The 17,485-nt window shown below is 40.2% G+C and carries 13 protein-coding genes; 6 read left to right on the forward strand and 7 right to left on the reverse strand.

Annotation, left to right across the window (positions count from 1 at the left end):
- From HC965_RS17670 to HC965_RS17680, 3 genes are all read right to left on the reverse strand, one after another.
- Nucleotides 1–285 carry a helix-turn-helix domain-containing protein gene (locus HC965_RS17670; RefSeq protein ID WP_191032721.1) on the reverse strand — a complete coding sequence of 95 codons (285 nt, stop codon included), beginning with the start codon at nt 283–285 and terminating at the stop codon, nt 1–3.
- 229 nt (nt 286–514) lie between these two features.
- Nucleotides 515–1,258, reverse strand: a complete 744-nt coding sequence (locus tag HC965_RS17675; protein WP_191032722.1) for a hypothetical protein — start codon at nt 1,256–1,258, stop codon at nt 515–517.
- A gap of 10 nt (nt 1,259–1,268) precedes the next feature.
- Nucleotides 1,269–2,666 (reverse strand): site-specific integrase, encoded by a 1,398-nt coding sequence (locus tag HC965_RS17680; protein ID WP_191032723.1) that lies wholly within the window; start codon nt 2,664–2,666, stop codon nt 1,269–1,271.
- Nucleotides 2,667–3,061: 395 nt separating this feature from the next.
- Here HC965_RS17680 and HC965_RS17685 point away from each other — a divergent pair, with 395 nt between their 5' ends.
- Both HC965_RS17685 and HC965_RS17690 read left to right on the forward strand, forming a co-directional pair.
- Entirely contained in the window at nt 3,062–3,871 is an 810-nt protein-coding gene (locus tag HC965_RS17685; RefSeq protein WP_191032724.1) for a Fic family protein, read from the forward strand.
- A 237-nt stretch (nt 3,872–4,108) separates the two neighbouring features.
- Nucleotides 4,109–4,771 carry a membrane lipoprotein lipid attachment site-containing protein gene (locus HC965_RS17690; protein WP_191032725.1) on the forward strand — a complete coding sequence of 221 codons (663 nt, stop codon included), beginning with the start codon at nt 4,109–4,111 and terminating at the stop codon, nt 4,769–4,771.
- An 841-nt stretch (nt 4,772–5,612) separates the two neighbouring features.
- Here HC965_RS17690 and HC965_RS17695 read toward each other — a convergent pair.
- Nucleotides 5,613–7,610 (reverse strand): WG repeat-containing protein, encoded by a 1,998-nt coding sequence (locus HC965_RS17695; protein ID WP_191032726.1) that lies wholly within the window; start codon nt 7,608–7,610, stop codon nt 5,613–5,615.
- A gap of 409 nt (nt 7,611–8,019) precedes the next feature.
- Between HC965_RS17695 and HC965_RS17700 the strand changes: the two genes are divergently transcribed.
- The 3 genes from HC965_RS17700 (at nt 8,020) to HC965_RS17710 (ending at nt 14,274) form a co-directional block, all read left to right on the forward strand.
- On the forward strand, nt 8,020–8,364 hold the full coding sequence (locus tag HC965_RS17700) for a hypothetical protein (RefSeq protein ID WP_191032727.1): 345 nt from the start codon (nt 8,020–8,022) through the stop codon (nt 8,362–8,364).
- A 634-nt stretch (nt 8,365–8,998) separates the two neighbouring features.
- The gene (locus tag HC965_RS17705; protein ID WP_191032728.1) at nt 8,999–12,193 is read left to right on the forward strand and encodes a TonB-dependent receptor; all 3,195 of its coding nucleotides are present in this window, start codon (nt 8,999–9,001) and stop codon (nt 12,191–12,193) included.
- 14 nt (nt 12,194–12,207) lie between these two features.
- Nucleotides 12,208–14,274, forward strand: a complete 2,067-nt coding sequence (locus HC965_RS17710; RefSeq protein ID WP_191032729.1) for a RagB/SusD family nutrient uptake outer membrane protein — start codon at nt 12,208–12,210, stop codon at nt 14,272–14,274.
- A gap of 40 nt (nt 14,275–14,314) precedes the next feature.
- Here the strand turns inward: HC965_RS17710 and HC965_RS17715 are convergent, their stop codons facing one another.
- Nucleotides 14,315–14,593, reverse strand: a complete 279-nt coding sequence (locus HC965_RS17715; protein WP_191032730.1) for a hypothetical protein — start codon at nt 14,591–14,593, stop codon at nt 14,315–14,317.
- Between the two features lie 278 nt (nt 14,594–14,871).
- Complete coding sequence (locus HC965_RS17720; protein WP_223854935.1) at nt 14,872–15,246, reverse strand: DUF1801 domain-containing protein; 375 nt, start codon at nt 15,244–15,246, stop codon at nt 14,872–14,874.
- 317 nt (nt 15,247–15,563) lie between these two features.
- Here HC965_RS17720 and HC965_RS17725 point away from each other — a divergent pair, with 317 nt between their 5' ends.
- The gene (locus HC965_RS17725) at nt 15,564–16,247 is read left to right on the forward strand and encodes an energy transducer TonB (protein ID WP_191032731.1); all 684 of its coding nucleotides are present in this window, start codon (nt 15,564–15,566) and stop codon (nt 16,245–16,247) included.
- Between the two features lie 131 nt (nt 16,248–16,378).
- Here the strand turns inward: HC965_RS17725 and HC965_RS17730 are convergent, their stop codons facing one another.
- Nucleotides 16,379–17,371, reverse strand: coding sequence for a FimB/Mfa2 family fimbrial subunit (locus tag HC965_RS17730; RefSeq protein WP_191032732.1), 993 nt, complete (start codon nt 17,369–17,371; stop codon nt 16,379–16,381).
- Between the last annotated feature and the right edge of the window lie 114 nt (nt 17,372–17,485).

Consider the following 17,485-nt stretch of genomic DNA (forward strand, 5'->3'; position numbering starts at 1 on the left):
TCAGCCCTCCATTAGTTTTTTTATATCAGATTCTTTATAGAATACTTTACCACCAACACGGACGGGGGATAAATAACCCTGTTTTGCCCATCTCCAAAGTGTTACTTTTGTAGTCTGAATCTTGGCGGCTGCTTGTTCAGTGGTAAATAGTGCATCTTCTTCCTTTGGTGGCTGATACTCTGCTATGAACTCGCTAATAATGTCACGGGCAAACTCTCGTAGTTCTGTAGCTCCTACTGATAATTGAATGTTCGGATGCTCCTTAATCATTTCTACAATACTCATATTTTTGCTTATTGATGTTAGCGGCCTATCAATATGGAGGATTGATAATATCCGCATCTCTCACGGGGTTACTCCATTACTCCCGTATCATTGAGATATTGCAAAGTTCACAAAAGATTAAGACTACAAGAAAAAGGGTATTTTGAGATATAAGAAAAGCCGCTATAAATGAGCGGCTTACATAAATAATAGGGGATAGCTCTAGGGGATAGTTAGGGGATTCAATGGATTACAAGTAACTTAATTTGCTTTTCATCTTATCGGTATCTAAATTACTTGGCTTGTAATTCGAATTATAGGCGCATCCGGTCATTATGCAAAATAAGCTATGCCACTCTTTAAAAGTGTTAGGCTTCTGTGTTTTAATCATTTTATCGCTTTCGTAAATTAAAAGTGCCATTCGTGCCGCATCTTTCGGATTTCGTACTTTTTTAATATCCTCTATGAGATAGTCAAAATAGTTGGTATTGTTATTCCCTGCACCTTTAAAAATGGATATAAAGTACTTCTTTAAGGCTTCTTCATTAATAATTATTTCAACCTGTTTATCTTCATTGTTATAGGTTTCTTGTTGGGATTGGCATGGGATAAGTATAGATTCCTTTTGAAAATAGTCAATAATCCATTCTTTATACTCATTGCACCAACTCTCGATAGCTGGGTATTTGCCATTTAGTATTAGCACTGTGTTATTAATCCAATCAATATAATATTCAAGTAGATAAGGGCTATCCCCGTTTTCATGGCTGCATCTTTTTACATAAGAAGATAATAAACCTCTTAACCACATATCACAATGAGTATAACCTTCTTTTATTTTATCATCTAAAATCTCCAAGAAAATAATATTATTATCTTTGGTATTTACTGCCCATGACACTCGGGGTTCGTATGACATAACTCTTGCTTTGTCTTCGGTTACACGCTGTATCTCACGTCCGAATACCTCATAATAGATTTTTTTGTTTCCCATGTGTAACTTCTTAGTCTATTAAATTAATAAGTTCTTCTCTCATGTTCTTATCAATGTCACGGTAGCGACTAAAAGCCTTGCTTCCCTCTTTATGCCCGGATAACTTTCCTACTAAATTCGGGTCTTTTACTTTTGAGTATAGGTTTCCCACAAAGGTTCTGCGTGCCATGTGGGATGAGGCTATTTCATTGATGGGTCTTGTTTCTGTTTCTCCAGTTGTCGGATTGCGGCAAATAACATTACGGGTGATCCCTGCCAGAGTAAGCATACGTTTAATAGCTATATTGTACTTTTGCTCACTGATATAAGGTAGTAAAGGCTTGCGGTTACTATCTTTGTATCTTTCTAATATTTCAATAGCTGTTTTGCTAAGTGGTACTTTCACTGTTACCGGGTTTCCATCTTTGGTTTTTCGTGCAACGTAACACAATTCTCCATCTATAATATTCTCGATAGTAAAACTGTATAAGTCACCGACACGGCAACCTATAACGGACTGAAATACGAAAATATCTCTCTGTATGGCTAATTGAGGATGATCTGATAAATCAAGGTTGTAAAGGGTGTTTCTTTCGTCCAGTGTTATGTAATAAGGGCTACCGTAAACACATTCCTCTATCTTGAAATTCTTGAACGGGTTATTTACGGTCTTGTCTGTATCAATAGCCCAAAGGTAGAATGTCCTTAGCTTTACAAAAATATCATTGATTGTGTTTTGTCCTCTTGGTTGTGGTGTCCTCGTTTCCGGGTAGGCTTTATAAATATGAATATACTTCTTTGCCGGAATATACTTGTTATCCTCTTTAATGAAAAAGGTGTACTCATCTTTGAGGAATTGTTCAAACTCCCTTAATGTCGTATTGGTAAGGGTATCAATGTCTATAATCTCACCTCGGTACATTTCAAAGCGTTGTAAGGCTCTGTATATTACACGAAAGTTCCTTTTTCTAACTTCTGATAGCTTCTTTACTGTTAGAAATTCATCGAATAGGGCAAAGAATGTAGGTTTGAGTACTTCTTTCGATTGATACTTATCAGGATGGTTAAACCTATCAATGACAGTAGTAAGCCAATCGCCTGTAACAGTGTCTTTGTCTGCTACCTCGTAGGCTTCCATGATATACCGCTTTAAATCTTCTATGCGGTTCTTTGCTTCGGTGTGGTATCTTTTATCCTCTGATTCAATACGATTCTTTACGACTACCTCACCACTTTTGCGGTAAACCGGATAACCCTCTTTTCTTGTTTTAGCCTCATCTTGATAATATTCAAAATGGTTAGGCGTAACAAATACTCCAGACTTTCCACGCAAATTTAGTTTGCTGCCTTGAAACAGTCTTATAAGAACCTCGCTTCTTTGGGTGTCCTTTTGAATTTTGGACGAAAGACTTAATTCTAATTGTGCCATAATCACGTAATTTTTAAATGCACTATAAAGATAGATGTTTTTGGCGTGATTTCAAAGTTTTTGGCGTGTTTTTGGCGTGATGTTTTTAATCTAGTGTAATTTGTTGTTGTTTTTTGTAATATGTAAAATGTATAAGCGTCTAGTATTCAGTAGATAATGTTTTATATTAAATACATCGTCTTTCATGTGGTTTCATATTTCAAACACGGGCCTGGGTACAAAGGTAAAAGCTAAGTATTGAATAATCAAATACTTAGCTTTTCTTTTTGTCTGAATTTTCCCCGAATTTTTCCCACACGTGCAAAAAATATAGTAGTAAGTCATTATTTTCTTTGGCTGAACATAGTAAATACACTACCTTTGAAAAGAAATAAAGTTTTTTTTAATAAAAAGCAATGGAACAAGGTGTTTGGCAAGAAATAGAGCAGTTATATCAAAAGTTTCAGAAACTTGGTATCAATGAAGCGGTGGACTATGATAAGTACTACCTGTATTCTCTTATCACCCATTCCACAGCCATTGAAGGCTCAACGCTTACGGAGCTTGATACGCAGCTTCTTTTTGATGAAGGGGTAACAGCCAAAGGAAAACCATTAGTCCATCATCTAATGAATGAGGATTTGAAGAAAGCGTATGAACTGACCGAAGAGGAAAGTAAGCACAATACAGCGATTACTCCTGCTTTCCTGCAAAAATTAAATTCAACACTGATGCGTACCACAGGTAGTGTGCATAGTGTAATGAGTGGTTCTTTTGATTCTTCCAAAGGAGAATACCGTTTATGTGGTGTTATGGCTGGTATAGGTGGACGCTCTTATATGAACTATCAAAAAGTACCTGCCAAAATAGAAGAACTTTGTAGCATCTTGCAAGAACGGCAAAAGGCAGTGGAAACATTTCGGGAACAATACGAATTAAGTTTTAATGCCCACCTTAATTTGGCTACTATCCATCCGTGGGTGGATGGTAACGGCAGGACCGCCCGCTTACTTATGAATTACATCCAGTTTTGCTGCAATCTCTTTCCAGCTAAGATATTCAAGGAAGATAGAGATGCATATATTCTTTCTTTGCGTCAATCGCAAGAGGAAGAAACCAATCAGCCATTTTTGGATTTTATGGCAGGACAGTTAAAAAAATCCCTCTCTTTGGAGATTGAACGGTTCAATGCTTCACAAAAGAGAGGGTTTAGCTTTATGTTCTAAGTAGTTATAGCTCTCTCCTTTTTTACAATTTCCCAGTGACTGCCGAAATCAGGACCGATACGGCGGATGATACCGTTTTTTTGGCAATTCTTTTATATGACGAGCTATCGTTCTTCTGCTTTTACTAAGTAATCAGCAATTCGAGAAGTGGTGATTGTGGAATCTTGATTAATTAGTAGAGGAATTTATCTGTGATATCTATCATATTATGTACATTTGTGTCAAATATGACAAACCATGAAGAAGTATTTAGCTATTATCTCAGCATTGTTTATGCTTGCCGCCTGCGACAAATCATCCGACCAGCCTGAACCTGAATTTAAAACAGTGGGCTTGATTGATGAAATAAAGATATCGGATATCGAAGCTGTTTCTTCGGCGATAACAGAGGTGGCTTTCGTAGCCCGGTTCCACGGATTCAACAATCAAGGCTCTACTTTCGATGCAGACGGTAAAGATACTCGCGTGATGTTGAAAGTTCCTTTCGATGCGAAAGGAACAACGTTGGTCCTGCCGAAAAATCCGCCACAAGAGCTTTTGGGCGACATAGCATTGGATTTCCCAAAAGGATTTGAAATAAGTAATCCGGAGGCAAAGACCATCGCCTTTGTGGAGATAGCTTGCAATATCTCCGCTCAGAACCGTTTTTCAGACTTTCTTTATATGATTTCAGATTCAGAAAATGTATGCTATGAACAGACATACATCTATTGCGACCGCTCCGCAACCGTCACCGGAACAGGCGAAGACTGGTGGGGAAATCGGACAGTCTACAACCTGAACCTTCAAAGAGGATGGAATGTGGTCGTCGAAAAAAAAGAACAACAAAATAGAACTGTAACCAACCTGATGCCTTCGGGCATGAAATGGAAGCAGGGCAGGTGGATAGGAGGGAGATAAAACATACCTATATAAGAACTTGCTGTTCATCGATTTCATTTGATTCTCGAAATGCCGATGAATAAGGTAATAGCGGGTGAAAGCAAGGGGTGAATTCAAGTGAAACCGGACACTATCGGTTTCACCTTGCTTTTTCAAAATATCCCTTGAGCTAAATCCAATATCATTATAGCTAATCCGGATATGCTTATAGCTAATCGAAATATGCTAATAGCAAACTCACTGTCAAGTATTAATAGATGAACTGTCAGATATTAATAGCCTAGTTGTCAGATGTTAACACCTTGGTTCTCATTTATTAATACTTGAACTGGTATATCTATATATTCAACGGATTGCATCTATATACTCACCGTATTGAATCTATATATTCAGCATGGTGGCTCTATATGTCCAGCAATCAGTATAAATAAATTTAAGAGGTGAAAGCGATAATGGAAAACTTTACCTTGTTTTTCCCTACGCTTTCACCCGCTATCTCCTTATTCATCGATGTTTCAGATGTAAGGTGGAACTGGTGGAACTTATGAATCAAAAGTTTATGTTATACTTATGAGAGTCAGTAGTTGAAAACAAATCTGACACGTGGGCTAAAGAGTGCAGAGTGTGGGCTGAGCATGATTCCCTTTTTACATTCAGATATGCTTTTAGCCAAAAGTGTCGATTGAAAGGGGCTTTTTTAAAGGTGGCTGAAAGCTGAAGGCCCTTTTTTACTAGTGTGTATCTTGGAAGTAGTAAAAATAAGGGGAACAGCCGGATTAAAAGTAAGATATAAATTATGCAACATAGAATACCAACTCCAAGTCCCAATAGTTTCGTTCTAGTACTAATCATGGGTTGATTAATTTTTTGAATTACTCTTCGCATGCTTCATGCTAAAGTCTGGGTTCTCATTAGATGGTGTACCCCATTCCAGTATGTATCCATAATTTTCCATAATTATTTCTTTGGGGACAGCTTTGCGGATAATCTCCCCTTGACCATCATAGTAATTCCATGTATTATTCAATAATACAATCAATTTGGGTTCTCGTTTGTCTCCGATATCTTCTATGGGCATATCATTAATAATGAAATCATATTTACAAGATAGAATTTCCTTGTTTTCCCATGATAAAGCTCCATATTTCCCATTTTTGCGAACCACTATGACGCCATCTGCCGGTAAACCTATATAGTCATATTCGAAAGGTATGATAATTTGGTTGGTGTGGGATATCAGACCATATTTGCCATCCTTTAGTGCAAAGTGTGCCTCCGGACCATATTCTACCCAACCTGAAAGTGCGTCATAAATGATTGGTATTACAGTTTTATTATGAATATCCACTGTACCTACTTTCCCATTTTTGATAACAATGTATTTATTCTCTTCCGGCTCAAAGTTATTATAATACGTATCGCAGATACTATCATATTCAAAAGCTAATTTGATATTCCAGTTTTTATCAAACATTCCGGCTTTGTAATTAGTGTTTACAAACACAAGCCCATCTTTCAACACGTATATGTTTTTATAGATAAAGGGCTGAATGATTTCATCTTTTTCTGAGATAAACCCGTACATTCCTTCTTTTTTAGCAATAAAACCTGTAGTGGTGAGGTTGTGTGTGGCGTAAAGCGTATCATATTTGAAGGGGATGTTTTGTGTCCCGAAATGGTCAAGAAGTCCCTTTTTGCCATGAATATCCGAAATATATAATGTATTATTTTCATATAAGTATGATGTGATATCTTTCACCGGGAGCTTCCGGACGTTTTTATCAAAAACTGTCACTGTTTGTCCTTGAGTAGCTAGAAATATATCATTAAAGGGGGAGTATTGGGAAACCCGCTCTATATAATCATAATTTAATGGTAATACTGTTTTTCCATATTCATTGATAATGCCATATTTCCATTTTTTTGCAACAATAGCATTTCGTCCCAAGCCGAATGGTTCCGCGTAATCATATATTCCGTAAGGAACAATTATCTGTTTGGCTTTGTCAATGTATGAATATTCTCCCCCAATTGATATTTCGATAGAATCTCTAATTCGTTTGGTTCCATTTAGATAGTTGATGTCCATAAAAAGATTATCGATATTTTCTTCGTTCTTTTGCGTTGTGATTAACAACGGAAGATTAGTCATATAAGAAGGAAGTCGATGGCTGTTTCGTATAATAATAGAATTGTCGAACTTTGATAGCTGTTTGCCATCAAAAGAAAAAGTAGCCCAGTTTCTCCCTTGGGTTACTATGAAATAATCCATTTCATTCGAATATTTGATATTGTCATATTCGAATGGGATTATAACATTGTTTTTAGAATCAATTACTCCATATTTGCCATTTTTAGTTAAGATGGCAACTTCCGGGTAAAAATACGCAGTGCTGTGTGGACTCCCATCGTATTCCAAGGCAATGACGACTTCTCCTTTGTGGTTGACGAATCCCTGCTTGCCATTTTTAATGACGGATATTAGTTCTACATTATCAGAAGGAGCCCCAACTTCATCATAAATAAAGGGGATAAGGATTTTTTCAGTAATATCTATATAACCTTCTTTTCCTTCTTTTTCTGCGTATATCATCCCGTATTTATTTATGTTGTTTAAGAAGCTGTATTTGCCGGGCGGTATTACTATTTCTCCTTTTTTGTTTTTAAATCCCCATGCAGAATAATCTTTATTTGTAATCCGATAATATTCTATGCTGTCTGCCGGGATGATGATTGGCTTTCCTTCCTCATCATATTGGTATTCTTCAAGTATAAAAAACTCATCTTTGCAGCTTTGGCAGAATGCCATGTTGGGGAGTGATAGTACTAATATGAATAGAAAAATGATTCGTTTCATAAGTCTTGAGTTTGAAGAGTTGTGAGTTAACTTACAAATGTAACACTTTCTATGGATATCCGGTTGTTTTGTGTTGAGTGTTTTTTGCTAATTCGGCAAATGATATCCGCCAATTTGGTATAGTGAATTTGGCGGTTGCCGACCGCCGAATCTCTAAGCCAAGCATATCATAGTCTAATATTGGCATGATTCACTAATGCTTCAAAGTTTATCCATAAGAGATATAGCAGCACAAATATATAGAAACTACAGTTTTCTACAGACAGTGAATTGTATTTTTTCTATTCACTACTTTTTTGCCTGTCTAATAAATAATGTGAAAAAGGAAATTTTTCTTTCGGATTGAATTAACTTTCAGTCATTTGCGTGGTCTAACATACATTATTCACTTAATATGAGATTAAGCATTATGAGAAAGCAAATTTTGAGTTTGGCAGTTGCGCTATTGATTGGCTCAACAGTGTGTATGGCGCAGAATCGTCAGAATGGAAAGGCTGATAGAGAGAAACGTATGGAGCAGATGGTTACTGATCTTGGATTGAACGAACAACAGGCTAAGGATTTCAAGGCAGCAATGCAAGAAATGCGACCTGCGAAAAATAAATCGGGTGAAAGACCTACGCGCGAAGAAATGCAAAAGAAAAGAACCGAAATGGATGCCAAGATAAAAAGTATCCTGACGGACGAACAGTATAAAAGGTATCAGGATATGCGTAAGAAGGATAACGCAGATAGGAAAAAGAAAGCTAAATAATCAGTCTTTGATTTTTTTTATTTAGTCTACATTTCTGTTTTCGTCCTGTTATAGTTGAGTGCATATGCCACTTGGGTGGGGTGTCGTCCAATTATAGCAGGACGAAACTTTAATTTCTAAACAGGTTTTAAAGAAAACCTACATTATTTCTACCCGCTCTTCTCTTTTAGAAAATGCAGTTCACGTGTCATTCGTTATCTAAGCGGTATATAAGAGGATATGAGATGATAAAAAAGCGAACAATTACTAAGTACTTTTAGTACTAGGATGATTTATAAACTAGAATTAACAATGCAAATATATAGTATATTTTAATAAATGCCATATGTTTATGAAAAAAAATATCAATTTCGAACTTATTATTTCCCCATAAAAGCACCATAATTCGCTTTTGCGTTTAACATTTAAGGTAAGTATATAACTTATTTCCCTAAATATTATTTTCAATTTAGTAGAAACTATCAGATAATAGACTTAAAAAAACAGGTAGAGAATTAGTACAGAAAATAGCACTGTAATGAAGTAAATTCTTGAACTTAAGGTTTTAAATCCAGTATTTATGCCAGAAATAAGTACTAAAAGAACTTATTAAAAGTAACTCTAAGTTCTAGGGAAAAACTTCAAAGTGAATGCTATGATAAAACATTTAAAGTCAGTTAGCATGTTGTTGTTCCTACTGACAGTGTCAGCAGGAAGTGTCCATTCGGAGACAAGTGAAAGTACTCTAAAGGTTTCCGTAGTACAGCAGGGTACTACATGCACCGGAGTAGTAAAAGATGCAACAGGTGAAACCGTCATCGGAGCATCAGTCGTAGTAAAAGGAATCACCAGCGGTACCATTACAGATATGGATGGGAGATTCTCATTGAACAATGTTCCTCATGGAAGGACTATTATTATTTCTTTCGTAGGATATCAGACCCAAGAAGTGAAATGGAATGGTACCCCACTGAACATTACATTGAAAGACGACTTACAGACGTTGGATGAAGTCGTTGTAATAGGTTACGGTACACAGAAGAAAGTCAATGTAACCGGAGCGGTCAGTATGGTAGACTCGAAAGTTCTGGAATCGCGACCCGTACAAAATGTAGCACAAGCCCTGCAAGGTCAGATTCCGGGTTTGAATATGTCGGTAGGCAACAGTGGTGGTGCGCTGGATGCTTCGATGAATATCAATATCCGTGGCGCAGGTACTATCGGCAGCGGTTCGAGCGGTAATCCGTTGGTACTAATCGACGGAATAGAAGGGAATATGAATACGGTAAATCCCAATGATATTGCTACGATATCCGTACTGAAAGATGCCGCTTCCTCCTCCATCTACGGGGCACGTGCGGCATTCGGAGTCATCCTGATTACTACCAAGAACGGTCGGTCGGGCAAGACAAATGTCAATTACTCGGGTAACGTGCGTTTCTCGGAAGCTATCCAGAAGCCGAACATGACCAATTCATTGGATTTCGCCACCTATTTCAACCAGGCACAATATAATGCTTATGGAACAAACATCTTCAACGAAGAAAAGATGACCCGGATCAAGAATTATATGAACGGTGTCTACAACGATCCCAGTCAACCCGAATATTATGGTACTATTGCCAAAAGCGACGGACGTTGGGAAAACTACGGAGGTTCATTTGCTAATACCAATTGGTTTGATGAGTTTTACGATAGCTGGGTTCCGTCGCAGGAACACAACCTGAGCATCAACGGAGGAAATGACAAAATCACTTATCTGTTGAGCGGTAGTTTTCTGGACCAGAAGGGATTGTTGCGCCATGGCGAAGACAAGTTCTACCGCTACACACTAAACAGTAAAATTTCGGTCAAGATAGCCGACTGGGTAACCATGAACTATAATAACAAGTGGACCCGCGAAGATTATCACCGTCCTACGTATATGACCGGACTGTTCTTTCATAACATCGCCCGCCGCTGGCCTACCTGTCCGGCCATAGACCCGAATGGTCATTGGGCAGCCGATATGGAAATTATTCAAATGGAAGAAGGCGGAGTGCAGACCAACCAGAAGAACTGGATGACCAACCAGTTGCAATTTGTATTCGAACCGATAAAGGACTGGCACATCACCGCCGAAGGCAGCCTGCGCCAATACAACGAAAAATCACATTGGGCAGTATTGCCTATCTATGGCTACGATGCAGAGAACAAGCCGTATTCATTATCCTGGAACGGTGGTGCTCCAGGATACTCGGAAGTGCAGGATTATCGCGGCGACGAGGATTATTTCTCAACCAATATTTTCAGTGATTACTCCAAGACAATAGGAGAACACTACTTTAAAGTAATGGGCGGTTTCAATGCCGAACTTTACAGGAAAGGCGGCATGACGGGCTTCGGAACTGACTTGATATCCTCAGAGGTCCCCCAACTTAACACAACGCAGGATAACAAGAATGCATCCAACAGTGCATCCGAGCTCGCCATTGCCGGTTTCTTCGGTCGTCTAAATTACAATTACAAAGAGCGTTATCTGCTTGAAGCCAACCTTCGCTACGACGGTTCGTCACGCTTCATCGGTGACAAACGTTGGGGATTGTTCCCCTCATTCTCGGCGGGATGGAACATTTCGCGCGAAAACTTCTTCCGCCCACTGTCAAAGGTGGTAGGCACATTCAAAGTAAGAGGTTCATGGGGACAACTGGGCAATAACGAAACCGATGCCTGGTATCCGTTCTTTCAGAATATGCCTACGGGGGTCACCAATTCAGGTTGGCTGCTTAACGGTGTTCGCCAAAACACAGCCGGACTTCCGGGTATTGTCAGCAGTATTCTGACTTGGGAAACTGTAGAGTCATGGAATGTCGGTTTCGACTTCGGTCTATTCGATAACCGTCTGACCGGTTCATTCGATTACTACCAACGCTACACGTACGATATGGTGGGCCCAGCCCCGACATTGCCCGGCGTGCTGGGTGCTTCGGCTCCGAAGGTGAACAATGCAGACATGAAATCTTACGGCTGGGAAATGGAAATCGCATGGAGGGACCGTTTCAAAGACTTCAACTACGGTGTCCGCTTCACACTGGCAGACGGGCAAAGAAAGGTATTGAAATACCCGAACGAAAGCGGAGATATCAACACTTGGTATGCCAACAAACTGGACGGAACTATCTGGGGATATACCACAGTAGGCATCGCACAGACGCAGCAGGAAATGGATGCACACCTTGCTAATAACAAACCAAACTGGGGCTCTAATTGGGGCGCAGGCGACATTATGTATGCCGATTTGGACGGTAACGGCGAAGTAAATTCCGGTTCGCAGACATTGGGTGACCACGGTGATCTGAAGGTTATCGGTAATAGTTATGCACGTTACAACTTCGGTTTTACGGTAGACGGTTCGTGGAAAGGGCTGGATTTCTCAGTCTTTCTGCAAGGTGTAATGAAGCGTGACTATTGGCTGAGCGGTCCTTACTTCTGGGGAGCCAGTGGAGACGAATGGCAGTCGGCATGCTTCACTGAACACCTGGACTACTGGACACCCGACAATCCAAATGCTTACTACCCGAAACCTTATTTCGGAGGCATCACCAAGAACCAGCAGACACAGAGCGGATACCTGCAAAATGCCGCCTATCTGCGTGTGAAGAATGTCCAACTCGGCTATACCCTGAACAAAAACTGGACCCGCAAAGCAGCTATGGAATCGGTACGTTTCTATGTTTCCGGCGACAACCTGCTGACCTGGACGGGTATCAGCTCCATCTTCGATCCCGAAACACTGGGCGGCGACTGGGGACCGGGCAAACTCTATCCGTTGCAAAGAACGATTTCCATCGGAGTAAATGTTAACTTCTAAAAACGACAATGAATATGAAATTAAAACTCAAACATATCTATTATATATGCTCGCTAATCGGGTTGAGCGGGCTGACATCGTGCAACGATTTTCTGGACCGCGAGCCGATTACCAACGTAACTCCCGACGCCTACTTCACCACCGCCGACCAAGTCGGTGCATATGTCATCAACTATTACTCGTACTTGCAGAACTCACGTGGCCAATCGCTGTTTCATGACAAGAACTGGCGTAGCGGCATGACACTCAACGATGATAACACCGATAATTTATTCTCACAATCGGGTAATTTGCAATACTTCGCAGGTGAAAAACAAGTTGTGGCGGGCAAGAGCTTCGAGACATATACGTCACGTGCCCGTGTATGGAACTGGTTGTTGGAACAAATTCTGCCGAAAGAGGAAGCCGGAACCATCCAGGGCGACCCGGCGATACTGGGCCATTATATTGGTGAAGCCTATTTCTTCCGGGCGCTGGCGTACTATCAGGCACTTGTCCGTTTCGGCGATTTCCCTATCATAGACATGGTTCTGTCGGACGATGAAACAGTATTGCGTGAACACAGCAAACGCGCACCACGCAACGAAGTGGCACGTTTCATTCTCCAAGACCTCGACAAAGCTATCTCGCGCCTCCAAGAGCAAGGTTTCGAGAATAACCAACGCATCAACAAACAGACTGCCCAATTATTCAAATCACGGGTTGCCCTGTTTGAAGCTACGTTCGAGAAGTACCACAAGGGAACGGGACGTGTACCGGGTGATGATGCCTGGCCAGGAAAGGAGATGCCATACAACCAAGGAAAGACGTTTGACATTCCGGGTGAAATCAACTTTTTCCTGACCGAAGCCATGAGTGCCGCTAAAGCCGTTGCCGAACATTGCGCATTGACCGATAACTCTCATCAGGTGAATCCACAGTTGGGACAGACTGGCGGTTGGAATCCTTATTTCGATATGTTCTGCACCGAAGACTTGAGTAGCCATTCCGAAGTCCTGCTGTGGAAACAGTACAATCTGGGATTGGGTTATACGCACGATGCCGGTTATATCCTGTCGGCAGGCGGCGATCAACTCGGATTGGCACGTAGCTTTATCATTTCTTTCCTTATGAAGAACGGACTACCTTATTACGCGGCAAATTCGGGATACCAGGGAGACATCAGTGTATCGACGGAAAAAACGAACCGGGACGAACGCTTGCAACTATTTGTCTTCGGCGAAGACGACGTGACCCGTAGCGACCCAGCCGACCCACAGGTAGAGAAAAATAACAGTGTAGTTACACTCGATACTATTCCATTGATAACCAGTAGTGTGGAGCTTCAGGACTTCACAGGTTACCGTCCGCGCAAATATTATAGCTACGACTACGGGCAGTATAAGAGTAATACAATTATCTGTACGACAGGCGCCATCGTATTCCGTGCAGCCGAGGCTTACCTCAATTATATAGAGGCTTGTTACGAGAAAAACAATTCGCTGGACAACGATGCTATCAAGTATTGGAAGGCCATCCGTAACCGGGCGGGTGTGAGCGAAGATTTCAATCTGACCATCGCCAACACGGATCTCGAACAGGAAGCCAATGTGGTGAATGGCACCGTACACGGCGACTTGGCAGTCTACTCGGGCGATAAGAAGGTAGATGCTACATTGTATAATATCCGTCGCGAACGCCGTTGCGAATTTATCTCCGAAGGGATGCGCTGGGATGATTTGAAGAGGTGGCGTTCATGGGACCCTGCCATCAGCGGACATTATATGCTGGAAGGGATGAATCTTTGGGACGAAGCCTATAAGAAATATGTAGATGCCAACGGAAATTCGACTCTGATTGCAGACGGTACAAGCAATGCCAATATTTCGGCAGCCTCCGTCAGTAAGTATGTCCGTCCAATGGGGCGTACGAAAATCAATAACCAGCTATTCGACGGATATACCTGGAAAAAAGCATTCTATCTGGAACCCTTCGGAGTACAAGACTTTTCGCTGACAGCCGGTAATCCTTCGGATATAAGTACTTCGACCTTATATCAAAACCCATTCTGGCCTATGACGGCAGGACGTGCGTTGGAATAACCTGAACAAAGGAAGTGAAGAATCTCTTCTTTGGTATACACTAGAGAAGAGATTCTTTTCCCCTATTGGCACTTTGACTATTTATGATACAGCTAATTCCTGTTAGTGTAAGGCTCGTCCATAAGAATGCTGGACAATATGTATTTTCTTTGTATTTGTAGAAATCAACAATACCACCATACATTGCATCGACTTCAGTCATGGAGTATAAAGTGAAATAGTCATATACTTCAATGCTTAATAAAATTATCCCTATGATAATTTCTATATATGGGATTAGTTGGGCTTTGCCAATTTTTCTTTGTACCCATGTTTTCATGTGCTAGAGTGTTTTTCGCAAATGTAATATTTGTTGTGCATATCACGAAATTTATTGTTTACTGTTTCTGATTCAGTTGAATTTTATGTAAGTTTCTACATAATCTATTCTTAGATGCTATGAAGAAAATTATTCTTATCTTTTGCACTTTATCTTTCAGTCTTTCACCAACTACTGAAATACCTTATTTGTCAACAGTCTGAATAGGTGGAAGATGAAAGTCCCTAATGCCCGGTTTCTTTTTATATGCTAACAATTTCATTATAAAAAAGAACTGATTAAGAATGCTTGATTATGATTGTTCCATTTCGATATAGGTTTAATGCTTCATTTAATGAAGATACTATAAGCGTTAATGGTAAATCTTCTATTGGATTAATTCTCAAAATCTTCATTCGTGAACGGTTACCTGTCTCTAATTCAGGTATATCAAGAAAATTGCCTTCAACAAAAAGGATATATGGTTCATTTGTTTTGTTGTCAATCCAAAGGTAACAAAATGCCCTCTTCTTATAGCAAAAGCAGGGCATTCCATATTTTACTGTTTCTGAAATGTCCGTATCCTGTTTAAGAATAATATCACGTAGAGTAAGTAAGTAGCTTTTTTGTGGCTCCTCCTGTCCGAGATAATAATTATAGAGCTCTTCAATCATTATTTATATCTTTATATTTATCGTATAGCACTGGGGATTATATTACAATGATACGAAATCCATTTATGAGATTAAAAAAAAGCGCAAGCTAATTCCATTATATTAATACTTTTCCGTAGTATTGAATTATATTCATAAATTTTATCCAAAAGAAGGCAAAAGAATAAAATAAACAAGAGACAGAGTAACGACCTATCCATAAAAATACTATATTTATTGCAGCTAGAGAGCACTTTAAGTAATGCTTTAAGAAGAAAAATGAAAAGTAGTATATATACTATATATTTTCTATTATTAATTACTTAAACACATTTTTTATGGAAGCCAAAAAGTCAAAAAAGGCTGCGATTGAGAATCAACGTGGTTCTTGGTTGCTGATGGGTGCAGTTGTTGCGCTTGCTTTCATGTTTGTTTCGTTCGAATGGACACAGCATGATGTGAGATTAGCGGCAAATTCGTTAGCTAACGACCCCATCTTTGAAGAGGTACTCGTTCCGATTACGTATCCTGAAGAGAAACTGGAACCGCCTCCACCTCCGGAAGTTAAAGCATCAGAAGTGATCGAAATAGTAACTAACGAACAAGAGGTAACGGATGCAGTTACAACCGTCTCGGAAGATCAGGGACAACCTTACGAAATCGTTTGGGTACCGCCTGTTGTGGAAATAGAAAAGGTTGAGGAGGATGTCATTCATGTGACTGCTGAGTTCATGCCTGAATTTCCCGGAGGTACGGCTGCCTTGATGAAGTATTTGGGTACAAATATCAAGTATCCGACTATTTCTCAAGAAATGGGTTCAAAGGGAAGAGTTATTGTTCAGTTTGTTGTTGACAAGGACGGAACGATTACGAATCCGACAGTGGCACGAGGGGTAGATGCCTATTTGGATAAAGAAGCTATCCGTGTGGTAAGTTCTATGCCGAAATGGAAACCCGGAGTGCAGAATGGCAAGAAAGTTCGAGTGAAATATACTGTACCTGTAGTATTCAGACTTCAGTAATTGCTTGAAATAGTAAGTAATAAGGGCCGGTTCACGTGTTGAACCGACCCTTTTTTCCTATTGGCAACCGAATTTATAATAGAAGAATTCAGCTATTAGCATATTCTATTCCATTAATATTGTTTCTTCCATTAGTTCAAACTTGGTATATCGATGGTTTCCGTTTCTTCCTGCCAATTGTCTATCGTAAAATTTCCAGTCTCTTCCTCCGAGAAGATATCGCCTAAAGTCAGTGTCAGGGTGAGCCGGGTATTAATTTTTAGCGGTGAGCTCAGCGCTTGTTTGAATGTTTTTACTGTTCCGTTCTTCAATGTGATGACCAGTTGGAATAGAGGACTTGTTGAAGAAGGGAATAACATGACTGTGGCATTGCTCATTTGCGTACCATCCGTAGAAAGTACCAACGGGAAAGTTACGGTCTTTGTCTGGTTCACAGGTGCGGCTGTGTACATATTCAGCTTTTCTGCAATTCCGCCGATATAGACTTTCATGCTTTCTATACTGGAGCTTAATATGCCGTTGTTCTTATCCTTTACAATCACTTTCAGACCTGCAACCTGGCGCTTCATGGCAGCATTCAGTTCTTCCGTACCGATGTTGGCAGGTTTCACTGCATATACCAGGTCGAATACCGGATAATAAGTAGTATCCGGAAGATTCTGCCGAAGTGTGAAATATTGCTGTGACAAATCTCCGCCAACAGTCAGTTGCGGATCCTTTACTGCCGGATTGCTGTATATCGGCTCCTCATATTTGGGCGTTCCCCAATAAATCATGTTGTACGTTCCTACCGGAAGTGAGATAGCCCGGTTCGGGTCGCCGAATGTATTTCCATATTTCAGAGTGTACATACCCGGAAATGGGGTGAGCACATCTTCGACATAGTTGCCGTAATAAATGGCAGTGCCCGGCTGACAGGGATACACTTCCAGGATTCCGGTCATGGGACTTTGAGGATTGTCCGTCGTATTCACCGTGGCACGTACTATCGGACTGACAAGTCCGTCGTTATTTTCTCCGCCACTATTCCCGTTCCCACATTCTATGGGCAACATCTGATTGTCACTCGAGCAGCCCGCGAAGATAGCTGCTGTCAACGTCGTTAGAAATATTAATTTCTTCATAATGCAGGTTGTTTGGTTAGGTTATGATTTCCCCTAATAACATTTTTCTTTCGAATTGGTTCTATGTGACAAAAAAACATATCTTTGCAGGAAGAATAAAAAACGAATGACTGC

Source organism: Bacteroides sp. GM023 (assembly GCF_014750685.1).
Classification (GTDB): Bacteria; Bacteroidota; Bacteroidia; order Bacteroidales; family Bacteroidaceae; genus Bacteroides.

What these genes read in the sequence shown, in the direction of transcription:
- HC965_RS17670 (WP_191032721.1), bottom strand. Translation starts at nt 285, where the DNA reads ATGAGTATTGTAGAAATGATTAAGGAGCATCCGAACATTCAATTATCA.
- HC965_RS17675 (WP_191032722.1), bottom strand. Translation starts at nt 1,258, where the DNA reads ATGGGAAACAAAAAAATCTATTATGAGGTATTCGGACGTGAGATACAG.
- HC965_RS17680 (WP_191032723.1), bottom strand. Translation starts at nt 2,666, where the DNA reads ATGGCACAATTAGAATTAAGTCTTTCGTCCAAAATTCAAAAGGACACC.
- HC965_RS17685 (WP_191032724.1), top strand. Translation starts at nt 3,062, where the DNA reads ATGGAACAAGGTGTTTGGCAAGAAATAGAGCAGTTATATCAAAAGTTT.
- HC965_RS17690 (WP_191032725.1), top strand. Translation starts at nt 4,109, where the DNA reads ATGAAGAAGTATTTAGCTATTATCTCAGCATTGTTTATGCTTGCCGCC.
- HC965_RS17695 (WP_191032726.1), bottom strand. Translation starts at nt 7,610, where the DNA reads ATGAAACGAATCATTTTTCTATTCATATTAGTACTATCACTCCCCAAC.
- HC965_RS17700 (WP_191032727.1), top strand. Translation starts at nt 8,020, where the DNA reads ATGAGAAAGCAAATTTTGAGTTTGGCAGTTGCGCTATTGATTGGCTCA.
- HC965_RS17705 (WP_191032728.1), top strand. Translation starts at nt 8,999, where the DNA reads ATGATAAAACATTTAAAGTCAGTTAGCATGTTGTTGTTCCTACTGACA.
- HC965_RS17710 (WP_191032729.1), top strand. Translation starts at nt 12,208, where the DNA reads ATGAAATTAAAACTCAAACATATCTATTATATATGCTCGCTAATCGGG.
- HC965_RS17715 (WP_191032730.1), bottom strand. Translation starts at nt 14,593, where the DNA reads ATGAAAACATGGGTACAAAGAAAAATTGGCAAAGCCCAACTAATCCCA.
- HC965_RS17720 (WP_223854935.1), bottom strand. Translation starts at nt 15,246, where the DNA reads ATGATTGAAGAGCTCTATAATTATTATCTCGGACAGGAGGAGCCACAA.
- HC965_RS17725 (WP_191032731.1), top strand. Translation starts at nt 15,564, where the DNA reads ATGGAAGCCAAAAAGTCAAAAAAGGCTGCGATTGAGAATCAACGTGGT.
- HC965_RS17730 (WP_191032732.1), bottom strand. Translation starts at nt 17,371, where the DNA reads ATGAAGAAATTAATATTTCTAACGACGTTGACAGCAGCTATCTTCGCG.